Raw genomic sequence first — 14,720 nt, 5'->3', positions numbered from 1 at the left:
AAAAGGAGGCCCATATGTATTTCGGAAAAACAAGACAATCCGATCAATCTGGAAGAGTGCCGCCAAATCAAAACGTCACCACTTCATTTCCTGTGCTTCATACCGGAGATGTCCCATATTACGAAGATATGACGAAATGGAATCTTCAAGTATACGGTTTGGTTGACCATCCGATGCTGCTAAGCTTTGAAGATGTCAAAGCCTTTCCACGGTATGAATCGAAAAATGACATTCATTGCGTCACGGGATGGTCAAGGCTTGATAATGTGTGGCAAGGCGTGCGGGCTTGTGATATAGCGGAAAAAGCGGGTGTAAAAGAAGAAGCGGGCTACGTCATTTTACATGCTGAAGAGGGCTGGACGACCAATCTGCCGCTTGATGATTTCTTAGCGGAAACTTCCCTTCTGGCTTATGCGCATAATGGCGAACCTTTAACCCCTGAACACGGCTTTCCGCTGCGGGGTGTATTTCCGCATCTATATTTTTGGAAAAGCGCCAAGTGGCTGCGCGGCATCCAATTTACGAAAGAAAATCACCCTGGCTTTTGGGAGCGGAATGGCTATCACATGAGAGGCGACCCATGGCAAAATCAAAGGTTTACATGGGATTAAGGTTCTATTTCAAATAGGACAATCCGCATCTTTATTAGGTTTTTATTTCCATATTGTTAGTCTGCAGGTACCTTATTTGATCAAGGTGCCTTTTTTATTCGGGAAAAAGTTGACTTTCTTTGGAAGAAAACCTATTATTTGAGGTGTCTAGTTGATAGTGAAAATCATTATCATACATTGCGGTTTAGTTTAAGGAGAGGAATGTCGTACTGCATGAAAGAGCAAACAACAGACCGGACAAATGGCGGGACATCAAACGCATTTACGATTCCTGGTACGGAAGTGCGTATGATGTCTTCACGCAATGAAAACCGTACCTATCACATTTTTATCTCGAAACCTAGTACGCCGCCGCCACCCGCTGGTTATCCTGTGATTTATCTGCTGGATGCCAATTCTGTCTTCGGAACGATGACGGAAGCCGTTCGAATACAGGGACGCCGACCCGAAAAAACCGGGGTGATCCCTGCAGTGATCGTCGGCATTGGCTATGAGACAGCGGAGCCGTTCTCTTCAGCACGCCACCGGGATTTTACAATGCCAACAGCCCAATCGAAGCTGCCGGAAAGGCCCGACGGCAGAGAATGGCCGGAGCATGGCGGAGCGGAGGGCTTTTTCAGATTTATTGAAGAGGATTTAAAACCGGAGATAGAACGAGATTACCAGATTGATAAAAATAGACAAACAATCTTTGGCCATTCGCTCGGAGGGCTTTTCGTGCTGCAGGTGCTGCTAACAAAGCCCGATGCGTTTCAAACGTATATCGCAGGAAGTCCGTCCATTCATTGGAATAAACCGTTTATTCTCGAGAAAACGGACCATTTCGTCTCTCTCACCAAGAAAAACAATCAGCCTATCAATATCCTGCTTGCCGCAGGAGAATTAGAGCAGCATCATAAAAGCCGGATGAATGATAATGCAAGGAAGCTTTATGAGCGGCTGGCCGTTTTATCTGAACAAGGCATACGGGCAGAATTTTGCGAGTTTTCAGGAGAAGGACATATTTCAGTTCTTCCTGTTTTGGTCAGCCGGGCGCTGCGTTTTGCGCTTCACCCTGACGGACCGCATCTTTCAATGGGCTGAGACATACTCAGCCTTGCCTTTAAAAAAATATTTGTCACTGAAATTATATTTGACTGTCACATGACATTTGGATATGATTATTTTTATAATTGATAATGATAATCATTATCAATATACTGCGTTTTTCAAGGCGCAGCAGTCTTTTTCGCTGGATGTCTGTTTGGCATTTAGAGCGAAGAAAGGAATTGATGATATGAATGCAAAGAGTATAGAGGGAAAAATTGCTTTTATAACAGGGGCTGCCCAAGGAATAGGCGAAGCTGTTGCGCGGACGCTTGCCAGTCAAGGCGCACATATTGCGGCAGTTGATTATAATCCTGAAAAGCTGGAAAAGGTTGTGAGCAGCCTCAAAGCAGAAGGCCGCCATGCAGAAGCTTTTCCTGCGGATGTGAGAGACAGCGCGGCGATTGACGAGATCACGGCGCGCATCGAACGTGAAATGGGGCCGATTGATATTTTAGTGAATGTAGCGGGTGTCCTTCGCCCGGGACTGATCCATTCGCTTAGCGATGAGGAATGGGAGGCGACGTTCTCAGTGAATTCGACTGGCGTATTTAACGCCTCGCGTTCAGTCAGCAAATATATGATGGACCGAAGATCAGGTTCGATTGTAACAGTCGGATCGAATGCTGCCGGTGTACCAAGAACATCTATGGCGGCATATGCGTCTTCAAAGGCTGCGGCTGTGATGTTTACGAAATGCCTTGGCCTTGAGCTTGCAGAATACAATATTCGCTGCAACATTGTATCTCCCGGATCAACGGAAACTGACATGCAGTGGTCATTATGGGCCGACGAGAATGGAGCGGAGCAAGTCATAAAAGGATCACTTGAGACATTTAAAACAGGGATCCCGCTCAAAAAACTAGCCAAGCCTTCGGATATTGCCGATGCGGTGCTCTTTTTGGTTTCTGGCCAGGCAGGGCATATTACGATGCATAATTTATGCGTAGATGGCGGCGCGACCTTAGGCGTGTAACTGAATTTAAAGGAGGTTCATGAGAATGTTGGATCAAAACGTTATAACAGAAACAAAAGCGGAGCATTTGCTTCATGAATATCAGCCGGGCGCCTTTTTCTTAGCGTCTCCTCATCGTGTACTGTTAGCGAAAGGTATATGTGAAATCGTACCGGAGGCAGACGGGCAAAACCAAATGGAAACCCTTTCTGGCCGAATTGCAGAGACGCTGCGTCAGGCAAAACAATCAGGGCAAAGCCGGCCGCTTGTTGTCGGGGCCGTTCCTTTTGATCAAGTAAAAGCAGCGCGGCTCGTTGTACCTGAAGAAGTGCGCTGGTCAGGACCGCTTCAATTTGATCATGAGGAAAAGGAACAGCAGGCTGGGCATACATACCACATAAAGCCTGTTCCTGAACCTGAGGATTATAAAAATGGTGTTGAACAAGGGCTGGCGCGCATTGCCGATGGAACACTCAGCAAAATCGTCCTGTCCAGATCGCTGCATTTGACATCGCCTGAACCGATTCAGACGGATGAATTGCTTCGCCATCTGGCTCAGCATAACACGCATGGCTACACGTTTGCCGCAGACGTGTCCAGTCAGGAGGAAACGTCTCCCCACCGAACATTGCTCGGAGCAAGTCCGGAGCTTCTCGTTTCAAGGATGGGAACACAGGTCGTTTCCAACCCATTAGCCGGCTCAAGGCCGCGCAGTAATGATCCTGTTGAAGACCAGCGCCGGGCAGCTGAATTGCTTTCTTCCGCAAAGGATCTTCATGAGCACGCGGTTGTCGCTGACGCGGTTGCGGCAGCGCTGAGACCTTTCTGCCGGACGCTGGAGGTTCCGGAGAAGCCTTCACTGATCAAAACGGAAACGATGTGGCACCTGTCCAGCGTGATTAAGGGAGAGCTTTCCGATCCGTCTGTAACCGCACTTGAATTGGCGGCGGCGCTCCACCCGACGCCAGCAGTCTGCGGAACACCGACTGATCTTGCAAGAGAAGCGATTCTCAGCATTGAACCATTTGACCGCGGTTTCTTTACCGGCATGGTCGGATGGTGTGACGATGCCGGTGACGGAGAATGGATCGTGACCATCCGTTGTGCAGAAGCAGAAGAACGCTCACTCCGCCTGTATGCTGGAGCTGGTGTTGTGGCCGGTTCAAAGCCTGAGGACGAGCTTCAGGAGACGTCCGCAAAGTTTCGGACAATGCTGCGGGCAATGGGCGTGGATCACATATGAACAGAATGAATTGCTGGAGGGATACAACATGCTGAAAGGATTTACGCCTTGGCCTGATGAGTTAGCTGAGACCTATCGAAAGAACGGCTGCTGGGCTGGTGAGACGTTTGGAGATTTGTTAAGGGACCGGGCAGCCAAATATGGTGATCGCATTGCCATTACATGCGGAAACACCCATTGGAGCTATCGAGAGCTTGACACAAGGGCTGATCGCCTGGCTGCCGGATTTCAAAAGCTCGGCATTCAACAGATGGATCGTGTTGTGGTGCAGTTGCCAAATATCAAAGAGTTTTTTGAAGTCATTTTCGCGCTTTTCCGTCTGGGGGCGCTTCCAGTCTTTGCACTGCCTTCTCATCGAAGCAGTGAAATTACATATTTTTGCGAGTTTGCTGAAGCGGCTGCATATATCATTCCCGACGCTTATTCCGGTTTTGACTACCGTTCGCTTGCCAGACAGGTTCAAAGCAAGCTGCCGACTTTGAAAAACATCATTGTCGCAGGTGAGGCAGAGGAATTTTTACCGCTGGAGGATTTGCATGGAGAACCTGTAAAACTGCCTGAAGTCAAATCTTCGGATGTGGCGTTCCTCCAGCTTTCTGGCGGGAGCACCGGGCTATCGAAACTGATTCCGAGGACCCACGATGACTACATATACAGCCTGAAGCGGAGTGTGGAGGTCTGCTGGCTCGACCACAGCACGGTGTACTTGGCCGCGCTGCCGGTGGCACACAATTATCCGCTGAGCTCACCTGGCGTTCTCGGCGTATTATACGCTGGAGGAAGAGTGGTATTATCTCCTTCTCCAAGTCCAGATGACGCATTTCCTTTGATTGAACGGGAAAAGGTCACGATAACTGCTCTTGTTCCACCTCTTGCGATGGTATGGATGGATGCGGCATCCTCACGCCGTGATGATTTATCCAGCCTCCAAGTGCTGCAGGTCGGCGGTGCCAAGTTTAGTGCTGAAGCCGCGCGCAGGGTAAAAGCTGTTTTCGGCTGCACGCTGCAGCAGGTGTTCGGAATGGCAGAGGGTCTCGTCAATTATACGAGATTGGATGATCCTGAGGAGATCATTGTCAACACCCAAGGAAAACCGATGTCCCCATATGATGAAGTGCGTGTTTGGGATGACCATGATCGCGACGTAAAACCTGGTGAAACAGGCCATCTGCTGACGCGGGGACCGTATACAATTCGCGGTTACTATAAGGCAGAAGAGCATAACGCCGCTTCATTTACTGAGGACGGTTTTTACCGTACGGGTGATATCGTCAGGCTGACACGAGACGGCTATATTGTCGTTGAAGGCCGGGCGAAGGATCAAATTAACCGTGGAGGAGAAAAGGTTGCGGCTGAAGAGGTAGAAAATCATCTGCTGGCGCATCCGGCTGTCCATGATGCAGCAATGGTCTCCATGCCTGATCAATTTCTTGGCGAAAGATCTTGTGTGTTCATTATTCCCCGGGATGAAGCCCCAAAAGCCGCAGAGCTTAAAGCATTTTTGAGAGAGCGCGGACTGGCGGCATATAAAATCCCTGATCGAGTTGAATTTGTCGAATCCTTTCCGCAGACAGGGGTAGGAAAGGTAAGCAAAAAGGCTCTTCGTGAAGCTATTTCCGAGAAACTTCTTGCAGGGTCAAAAAAATAAATCAACAATTTGAGAGGAAGTGTTCATATGGCTATACCTGCCATTCAGCCGTATCAAATGCCGACAGCATCTGATATGCCGCAAAACAAAGTCTCATGGGTGCCTGATCCAAATCGGGCGGTCCTATTAATACACGATATGCAAAACTATTTTGTCGATGCTTTCACAGCGGAAGCATCTCCGGTAATAGAGCTTTCAGCGAATATACGAAAGCTGAAGAATCAATGTGTTCAGCTTGGGATTCCTGTTGTCTATACCGCACAGCCGGGAAGCCAAAATCCGGATGACCGTGCGCTGCTGACAGACTTTTGGGGCCCGGGATTAAACAGCGGTCCTTATGAGGAGAAAATTATAACCGAGCTGGCACCGGAGGATGATGATCTTGTGCTGACAAAATGGAGATACAGCGCGTTTAAGAGAACGAATCTGCTTGAAATGATGCGCAAAGAGGGACGCGATCAGCTGATCATTACAGGAATTTACGCCCATATCGGCTGTCTTGTTACAGCATGCGAAGCATTTATGGAGGATATTAAAGCCTTTTTTGTGGGAGATGCAGTTGCTGATTTTTCATTAGAAAAACATCAAATGGCGCTGGACTATGCGGCTGGACGCTGTGCGTTTACCGTGATGACTGACAGTCTTCTTGATCAGCTGCAGAATGCGCCGACAGACGTTCAAAAAACGTCAGCAAACACTGGCAAAAAGAACGTGTTTACATGTGAGAATATCCGTAAACAAATTGCTGAGCTTCTACAAGAAACATCGGAAGACATCACAGATCAAGAGGATTTGCTCGATCGTGGTCTTGATTCGGTAAGGATCATGACATTGGTGGAACAATGGCGCCGTGAAGGGGCAGAGGTGACTTTCGTGGAATTGGCTGAACGCCCAACGATCGAAGAATGGCAGAAATTGCTCACAACCCGCAGCCAGCAAGTGCTGCCAAACGCGGATTATTTATAAAAGGAGGGTAAACAAACGGATGCCTGATACAAAAGATCTTCAATATTCTTTGACCGGGGCGCAAACTGGCATATGGTTTGCTCAGCAGCTTGATCCGGACAATCCAATCTACAATACAGCGGAATATATAGAAATCAATGGACCAATCAATATTGCTCTTTTTGAAGAAGCTTTGCGGCACGTGATCAAGGAAGCGGAATCGCTGCATGTCCGCTTCGGTGAAAATATGGACGGACCTTGGCAGATGATAAACCCGTCTCCGGATGTACAGCTGCACGTCATTGACGTCAGCTCTGAGCCTGATCCGGAAAAAACAGCATTAAACTGGATGAAAGCTGATTTAGCAAAGCCGGTTGATTTAGGGTATGACCCTTTGTTCAATGAAGCTCTGTTTATTGCCGGGCCTGATCGTTTCTTTTGGTATCAGCGCATTCACCATATAGCGATCGACGGCTTCGGTTTTTCCCTGATAGCCCAGCGTGTGGCAAGTACATATACTGCGCTTATAAAAGGACAAACAGCTAAAAGCCGTTCCTTTGGGTCTCTCCAGGCCATTTTGGAGGAGGATACAGATTATCGCGGATCAGAGCAGTATGAGAAGGATCGTCAATTCTGGCTGGACCGTTTTGCAGATGCACCTGAAGTTGTGAGCTTGGCTGATCGGGCGCCAAGAACATCTAACAGTTTTCTTCGTCATACGGCATATCTGCCTCCGTCTGATGTAAACGCGTTAAAAGAAGCGGCGCGCTATTTCTCAGGAAGCTGGCATGAAGTCATGATTGCGGTGTCAGCTGTTTATGTGCACCGTATGACCGGCTCTGAGGATGTTGTGCTCGGCCTGCCCATGATGGGTCGGATAGGGTCCGCGTCACTGAATGTACCGGCTATGGTGATGAACCTTCTCCCGCTCCGGCTGACGGTAAGCTCTTCGATGAGCTTTTCTGAACTGATTCAGCAAATTTCCCGGGAAATCCGCAGTATTCGGCGACATCATAAGTATCGCCATGAAGAGCTTCGGCGCGATCTGAAATTGATAGGAGAAAATCATAGATTATTTGGCCCTCAAATCAATCTTATGCCGTTTGATTACGGACTCGACTTTGCCGGCGCCCGGGGCACAACGCATAATCTTTCAGCCGGTCCTGTTGATGATCTATCAATCAATGTATATGACAGAACAGACGGCAGCGGGCTGCGAATTGATGTTGATGCGAATCCCGAGGTATACAATGAGTCTGATATTAAGCTTCATCAGCAGTGTATCCTGCAGCTGCTGCAAACGGCTTCTGCCGGAGAGGACATGCTGATTGGGCAAATGGAGCTTCTGTTGCCAGAGGAGAAAGAAAAAGTCATTTCTAAATGGAATGAGACGGCAAAATCCGAGAAGCTGGTCAGCCTTCAGGACATGTTCGAAAAGCAGGCAGTTCTTACGCCAGAACGTATCGCTCTCATGTGTGATGACATTCAAGTCAACTATCGAAAGCTCAATGAAGAGGCAAACCGCCTCGCGCGTCTGTTGATCGAAAAAGGGATTGGTCCGGAGCAATTTGTCGCTTTGGCGCTGCCGCGTTCCCCTGAGATGGTGGCCTCAATGCTTGGTGTGCTCAAGACTGGTGCGGCGTATCTCCCCCTTGATCCGGAGTTTCCAGCCGACCGCATTTCTTACATGCTGGAGGATGCGAAACCTTCATGCATCATAACGACTGAGGAAATAGCAGCCAGTCTGCCTGATAACCTGGCTGTACCGGAGCTTGTGCTTGATCAGGCTGTTACACAGGAGATTATAAAACGCTATTCGCCGGAAAATCCGGATGTATCGGTTTCTCTTGACCATCCTGCGTATATCATCTATACCTCAGGATCAACAGGAAGACCGAAGGGAGTTGTTGTGACACAGAAAAGCTTAAGCAATTTTCTGCTGTCCATGCAGGAGGCATTTTCTCTAGGAGAAGAAGACAGGCTGTTGGCTGTGACGACTGTCGCTTTTGATATTTCAGCATTGGAGTTATATCTTCCGCTGATTAGCGGAGCGCAAATTGTGATCGCAAAGAAAGAAACGATCCGTGAGCCGCAGGCATTAGCTCAAATGATTGAAAATTTCGATATTAACATCATGCAGGCGACACCGACACTGTGGCACGCTTTGGTAACGAGTGAACCTGAGAAACTTCGGGGGCTTAGAGTGCTTGTAGGAGGCGAGGCGCTGCCGAGCGGTCTTTTGCAGGCGCTTCAAGACCTTCATTGTTCAGTCACGAACTTATACGGTCCCACTGAAACAACGATTTGGTCTGCCGCAGCTTTTCTTGAAGAAGGGTTGCAGGGCGTTCCTCCGATTGGGAAACCGATTTGGAACACGCAGGTGTATGTGCTTGATAATGGATTGCAGCCGGTGCCGCCGGGCGTTGTCGGAGAGCTTTATATTGCAGGCACCGGCTTGGCCAGAGGTTATTTCCATCGCCCTGATTTAACGGCGGAGCGCTTCGTTGCAGATCCATACGGACCGCCGGGAACTAGGATGTATCGGACCGGAGACCAGGCCCGCTGGCGTGCCGATGGGTCTTTGGATTATATCGGGCGGGCGGATCATCAAATCAAAATTCGCGGATTCCGAATTGAACTTGGAGAAATTGATGCCGTGCTTGCCAATCACCCGCACATTGAACAGGCCGCGGTTGTCGTACGGGAAGATCAGCCGGGAGACAAACGATTGGCGGCTTATGTAGTCGCTGATGCTGCTATTGATACTGCAGAGCTTCGTCGTTATATGGGGGCCAGTCTTCCTGATTATATGGTACCGGCGGCGTTTGTGGAGATGGACGAGCTGCCATTAACACCTAATGGCAAGCTTGACCGGAAAGCACTGCCGGCACCAGACTTCAGCACATCTGTCAGTGATCGGGCCCCGCGGACTCCTCAGGAAGAGATATTGTGTGACTTGTTTGCAGAGGTTCTCGGTTTGGCACGCGTCGGTATCGATGACAGTTTCTTCGAGCTTGGGGGCCATTCTCTTCTTGCAGCCCGTTTGATGAGCCGCATTCGCGAGGTAATGGGAGCCGAACTTGGTATCGCCAAGCTCTTTGACGAACCGACAGTAGCCGGACTCGCTGCCCATCTTGATTTGGCGCAGAGTGCACGTCCCGCTTTGCAGAGAGCTGAGCGGCCTGAAAAGATCCCGCTATCATTTGCCCAGCGCCGGCTATGGTTCCTGCATTGTCTGGAAGGACCGAGTCCTACTTATAATATTCCGGTTGCTGTCCGTTTGTCAGGTGAGTTGGATCAAGGATTGCTGAAAGCGGCACTTTATGACCTCGTCTGCCGTCATGAAAGCCTTCGGACGATCTTCCCTGAATCACAGGGGACATCCTATCAGCATATTTTAGATGCCGATCAAGCCCATCCTGAGTTACATGTTACTGAAATTGCTAAGAAGGAGCTTTCTGATCGGCTTGCCGAAGCTGTACGCTACAGCTTTGATCTAGCAGCTGAACCTGCTTTTCGTGCCGAGCTTTTTGTGATCGGTCCTGACGAGTACGTGCTGCTTCTTCTCGTCCATCATATTGTCGGGGACGGCTGGTCCTTAACACCGCTGACCAGAGACCTTGGGACGGCTTATGCGGCTCGCTGCCACGGACGATCTCCAGAATGGACGCCTCTTGCTGTGCAGTATGCAGACTATGCGCTTTGGCAGCAAGAACTGCTTGGAAACGAGGATGATCCAAATAGCTTGATTGCCGGACAGCTTGCTTTCTGGAAAGAAACCTTGAAAAACCTGCCTGATCAGCTTGAACTGCCAACCGATTATTCACGTCCGGCTGAGCCGAGTCATGATGGAGATACGATTCATTTTCGTATTGAGCCCGAGCTTCACAAGCGATTGCAGGAGCTGGCTCGCGCAAATAGGGTGAGCATGTTTATGGTGCTTCAATCCGGTCTCGCCGCTTTATTGACAAGGCTCGGGGCGGGCACCGACATTCCGATCGGCAGTCCGATCGCGGGACGGAATGATGATGCGCTGGGCGATCTTGTAGGGCTGTTCATTAATACATTGGTGCTCAGAACTGATACGTCCGGTGACCCAAGCTTTCGTGAGCTTCTAGACAGAGTACGGGAAGTGAATCTGGCCGCCTATGACAATCAGGATCTACCGTTTGAGAGACTTGTAGAGGTGCTCAATCCGGCTCGTTCGCGTGCGACGCATCCTTTATTCCAAATCATGCTTGCGTTCCAAAACACACCGGACGCTGAACTGCATCTTCCTGATATGGAGAGCAGCCTGCGAATCAACAGTGTCGGTTCTGCCAAGTTTGATTTGACGCTGGAAATCAGTGAAGATCGCCTTGCTGACGGGACACCAAACGGAATGGAAGGACTGCTTGAATACAGCACTGATCTTTTCAAGCGGGAAACTGCTCAGGCTCTTGCTGACCGTTTGATGCGGCTGTTGGAGGCTGCCGAGTCTGATCCTGACGAGCAAATCGGAAATCTGGATATTCTTGCGCCAGAGGAACGCAGCAGCATGGTGACAGATTGGCAAAGTGAATCTGAAAAGATTCCGCACGCAAGTTTGCCAGAGCAGTTTGAGAAGCAGGCTGCTTTACGTCCTGATGCTATTGCCGTTGTATATGAAGATCAGGCACTGAGCTATGCAGAGCTGAATGAAAGAGCAAATCGGCTTGCCCGAATGCTGATTAGTGAAGGTGTCGGGCCGGAGCAATTTGTGGCATTGGCACTGCCCCGATCGTTGGAAATGGCTGTCGGCCTATTGGCGGTGCTAAAGGCCGGGGCAGCTTATCTCCCTCTTGATCCGGATTATCCGGCTGATCGAATTGCTTTTATGCTAAAAGATGCCCAGCCTGCGTTTATCATGACGAACACTAAAGCTGCAGATCACATTCCGCAAGTTGAAAACGTGCCGAAAATCGTGCTGGATGATCCCGAGCTGGCAGAGAAACTAAACACGTACCCTGCAGAGAATCCAAAAAATAAGGACAGGACTCAGCCGCTTTCGCCTTTGAATACGGCGTATGTCATTTATACATCCGGCTCAACAGGTGTTCCAAAAGGTGTGATGATTCCTCACCAAAATGTAACACGTTTATTTGCAGCGACTGAGCACTGGTTCCGTTTCAGCTCAGACGATATCTGGACCATGTTCCATTCCTATGCGTTTGATTTTTCGGTGTGGGAGATCTGGGGTCCTCTGCTGCATGGCGGACGTCTTGTGATCGTACCTCACCACGTCAGCAGATCGCCAGAAGCGTTTTTGCGCCTGCTTGTCAAAGAGGGGGTGACTGTTCTGAACCAGACACCGTCTGCTTTCTATCAGTTTATGCAGGCGGAACGGGAACAGCCGGATCTCGGACAGGCACTCAGTCTGCGCTATGTCATTTTTGGCGGAGAAGCGCTTGAACTCAGCCGTTTAGAGGATTGGTACAACCGCCACCCTGAAAATAGACCGCAGCTTATCAATATGTATGGTATTACAGAAACGACGGTGCATGTGAGCTATATCGAATTAGACCGAAGCATGGCAGCTTTACGGGCAAACAGCTTGATCGGCTGCGGCATTCCCGATCTTGGTGTATACGTGCTGGATGAACGCCTGCAGCCGGTTCCGCCGGGTGTTGCCGGAGAGCTGTATGTATCAGGAGCGGGGTTAGCACGAGGTTATCTAGGCCGGCCTGGTTTAACATCTGAACGCTTCATAGCTGATCCGTTCGGTCCTCCAGGCACCCGGATGTACCGCACTGGGGATGTGGCCCGCCTCCGCGCTGACGGTTCTCTCGACTATGTCGGCCGTGCAGATCATCAAGTGAAAATTCGGGGATTCCGGATTGAATTGGGAGAAATTGAAGCAGCGCTTGTTCAGCATCCGCAGCTTGAAGATGCGGCAGTGATCGTTCGTGAGGATCAGCCGGGAGATAAACGGTTGGCAGCTTATGTCATCCCTTCGGAAGAAACATTTGATACGGCGGAACTGCGCAGATATGCTGCTGAGAGACTGCCGGATTACATGGTGCCTGCTGCCTTTGTGACGATGAAAGAATTGCCGCTGACACCGAATGGAAAGCTTGATCGTAAAGCACTGCCCGCTCCGGATTTCGCAGCGGCAGTGACAGGACGAGGACCGAGAACGCCGCAGGAAGAAATTCTCTGTGACCTCTTTATGGAGGTGCTTCACTTGCCGCGTGTCGGCATTGATGACCGTTTCTTTGATTTAGGCGGACATTCCTTGCTTGCTGTACAGCTCATGAGCCGCATTCGTGAAGCGCTCGGCGTTGAACTCAGCATCGGCAACTTGTTCGAAGCACCTACTGTAGCCGGGCTCGCTGAAAGACTTGAAATGGGATCAAGCCAAAGCGCTCTTGACGTTCTGCTGCCGCTCCGAACAAGTGGAGACAAGCCTCCTTTATTCTGTGTTCATCCGGCAGGGGGGCTCAGCTGGTGTTATGCCGGTTTGATGACCAATATAGGAACAGATTATCCAATCTACGGCTTGCAGGCACGGGGAATCGGGCAGCGCGAGGAGCTTCCGAAAACACTTGATGACATGGCTGCCGATTACATTAAACAAATCCGAACGGTCCAGCCAAAAGGCCCATACCATCTGCTGGGCTGGTCCCTGGGCGGGAATGTCGTTCAAGCGATGGCTACCCAGCTGCAAAATCAAGGAGAAGAAGTATCCCTGTTGGTGATGCTGGACGCCTATCCGAACCACTTCCTTCCTATAAAAGAGGCACCGGATGATGAGGAAGCGCTTATTGCCCTTCTGGCGTTAGGCGGGTACGATCCAGACAGCTTAGGGGACAAACCGCTAGATTTTGAAGCGGCGATTGAGATTCTTCGCCGTGACGGCAGTGCGCTTGCGAGCCTGGATGAAACGGTCATTTTAAATTTGAAGAATACGTATGTCAATTCTGTCGGCATTTTAGGCTCCTATAAGCCGAAAACCTTCCGTGGAAATGTTTTGTTTTTCAGATCAACAATCATTCCTGAATGGTTTGATCCGATTGAACCTGATTCGTGGAAGCCTTATATTAACGGACAGATTGAACAAATTGACATCGACTGCCGTCATAAAGATTTATGTCAGCCGGAACCTCTGGCTCAAATCGGCAAGGTTCTCGCTGTCAAACTGGAAGAGTTGAATAAATAAGGGAGGAGAAATAGAATGGCAAATCCTTTTGAAAATGCGGATGGCACGTATTTGGTGCTGATCAATGAAGAAGGCCAATATTCCCTATGGCCCGGTTTTATAGATGTGCCGAGCGGCTGGACAGTCGTTCATGAGCAAAAAGGGCGTGAAGCTTGTTTGGACTATATCCAATCGCATTGGAGCGATATGAGGCCAAACAGCCTAAAGACTGTTGAAAATGTGTAATCGTATCAAAAAGAGACTGCTCGCCGCAGTCTCTTTTTCTATCTTACGCAGACGTTTGGGTATGATCACAATCTCTGACCGGGTTTCCGTTTTCATCGGTACACCAAGATTGGGATAAAAACGCTAAAAACACAGCGGCCCACTGATCTGCAAACTGAATCAGAATACCCCCGTCATGCCAAGAGCCGTTGTCTTTTTTCCAGCGCGTATCCATTGCATTCCCTTGATTCATATGGATATTGTGCATTCCGTTAGTCGGGGTAAAGCCGAATATTTTATCTGCAGCCTGTTCAGGGCCGAATTTTGAACCGAATATATAAACCGGCGCTTTCTCATCTTGTGCTTTCTTCATATAGGTTTCAATAAAATCATTTAAATCATTATCAGGTCCTGTGATTTCATGAGGCAAAGGCTTCATTTCCCGCGGGTCAAACAAATTGCCCCGCACATAATCCAGTGCCACTTCACGGTTTGCTTCATTGATCCTTGTATATCCATACGGCATGTTCGGAAGGATGGTAATTGAGCCCGAATCAAACTGATCGTCAGCCAAATACAATACTTCAGATTCCTCAGAACTGGACATCACATTGATGGCGCACCTGTAATACGTATTCTCTTCACCGAGCATTTTGACTTGGAAATGAGGACTGTCATCATCTGTTTCCCGCTTCATGTCTAAGACTATGCCTTTTAACACGCCATATTGCTGAACAGCCATATGAATCCTCCTTTATGATCAACTTCATAGTCATAATTCGTGAAATGGTCTCTTTTTTCCTTTTAAAAAATAAAAAAGCCTGCAGAAATCTTTCTGCAAGCTCAATGTG

9 protein-coding genes are annotated in these 14,720 nt (G+C 49.2%); 8 read left to right on the top strand and 1 reads right to left on the bottom strand.

Features of this window, described 5'->3' with window-relative positions; all coding sequences use genetic code 11:
* Positions 1-14: 14 nt before the first annotated feature.
* The 8 genes from ACZ07B_RS12490 (at position 15) to ACZ07B_RS12455 (ending at position 13,890) form a co-directional block, all read left to right on the top strand.
* The gene (locus ACZ07B_RS12490; protein ID WP_003228739.1) at positions 15-611 is read left to right on the top strand and encodes a sulfite oxidase-like oxidoreductase; all 597 of its coding nucleotides are present in this window, start codon (positions 15-17) and stop codon (positions 609-611) included.
* A 213-nt stretch (positions 612-824) separates the two neighbouring features.
* Positions 825-1,694, top strand: a complete 870-nt coding sequence (gene besA / locus ACZ07B_RS12485; RefSeq protein WP_350415561.1) for a ferri-bacillibactin esterase BesA — start codon at positions 825-827, stop codon at positions 1,692-1,694.
* 193 nt (positions 1,695-1,887) lie between these two features.
* Complete coding sequence (locus ACZ07B_RS12480; protein WP_014480725.1) at positions 1,888-2,673, top strand: 2,3-dihydro-2,3-dihydroxybenzoate dehydrogenase; 786 nt, start codon at positions 1,888-1,890, stop codon at positions 2,671-2,673.
* 25 nt (positions 2,674-2,698) lie between these two features.
* Positions 2,699-3,895, top strand: coding sequence for an isochorismate synthase DhbC (gene dhbC / locus ACZ07B_RS12475; protein WP_464877246.1), 1,197 nt, complete (start codon positions 2,699-2,701; stop codon positions 3,893-3,895).
* A gap of 28 nt (positions 3,896-3,923) precedes the next feature.
* On the top strand, positions 3,924-5,543 hold the full coding sequence (locus ACZ07B_RS12470; protein ID WP_464877245.1) for a (2,3-dihydroxybenzoyl)adenylate synthase: 1,620 nt from the start codon (positions 3,924-3,926) through the stop codon (positions 5,541-5,543).
* A gap of 27 nt (positions 5,544-5,570) precedes the next feature.
* A complete protein-coding gene (locus tag ACZ07B_RS12465) occupies positions 5,571-6,509 on the top strand; it encodes an isochorismatase (RefSeq protein ID WP_464877244.1) in 939 nt (312 codons plus the stop codon).
* A gap of 19 nt (positions 6,510-6,528) precedes the next feature.
* The gene (dhbF, locus tag ACZ07B_RS12460) at positions 6,529-13,665 is read left to right on the top strand and encodes a non-ribosomal peptide synthetase DhbF (RefSeq protein WP_464877243.1); all 7,137 of its coding nucleotides are present in this window, start codon (positions 6,529-6,531) and stop codon (positions 13,663-13,665) included.
* Positions 13,666-13,680: 15 nt separating this feature from the next.
* The gene (locus tag ACZ07B_RS12455; protein ID WP_003228753.1) at positions 13,681-13,890 is read left to right on the top strand and encodes an MbtH family protein; all 210 of its coding nucleotides are present in this window, start codon (positions 13,681-13,683) and stop codon (positions 13,888-13,890) included.
* 43 nt (positions 13,891-13,933) lie between these two features.
* Here the strand turns inward: ACZ07B_RS12455 and ACZ07B_RS12450 are convergent, their stop codons facing one another.
* On the bottom strand, positions 13,934-14,611 hold the full coding sequence (locus tag ACZ07B_RS12450; protein WP_003228755.1) for a YukJ family protein: 678 nt from the start codon (positions 14,609-14,611) through the stop codon (positions 13,934-13,936).
* Positions 14,612-14,720: the final 109 nt, after the last annotated feature.

This window comes from Bacillus sp. 9.4 (genome assembly GCF_055486415.1).
The sequence above is the reverse complement of the archived record's forward strand: the minus strand, read 5'-3'. Positions and strand labels throughout refer to the sequence as shown.

Coding starts and splice junctions, on each gene's coding strand:
- ACZ07B_RS12490 (WP_003228739.1), top strand. CDS start 15: ATGTATTTCGGAAAAACAAGACAATCCGATCAATCTGGAAGAGTGCCG.
- besA (WP_350415561.1), top strand. CDS start 825: ATGAAAGAGCAAACAACAGACCGGACAAATGGCGGGACATCAAACGCA.
- ACZ07B_RS12480 (WP_014480725.1), top strand. CDS start 1,888: ATGAATGCAAAGAGTATAGAGGGAAAAATTGCTTTTATAACAGGGGCT.
- dhbC (WP_464877246.1), top strand. CDS start 2,699: ATGTTGGATCAAAACGTTATAACAGAAACAAAAGCGGAGCATTTGCTT.
- ACZ07B_RS12470 (WP_464877245.1), top strand. CDS start 3,924: ATGCTGAAAGGATTTACGCCTTGGCCTGATGAGTTAGCTGAGACCTAT.
- ACZ07B_RS12465 (WP_464877244.1), top strand. CDS start 5,571: ATGGCTATACCTGCCATTCAGCCGTATCAAATGCCGACAGCATCTGAT.
- dhbF (WP_464877243.1), top strand. CDS start 6,529: ATGCCTGATACAAAAGATCTTCAATATTCTTTGACCGGGGCGCAAACT.
- ACZ07B_RS12455 (WP_003228753.1), top strand. CDS start 13,681: ATGGCAAATCCTTTTGAAAATGCGGATGGCACGTATTTGGTGCTGATC.
- ACZ07B_RS12450 (WP_003228755.1), bottom strand. CDS start 14,611: ATGGCTGTTCAGCAATATGGCGTGTTAAAAGGCATAGTCTTAGACATG.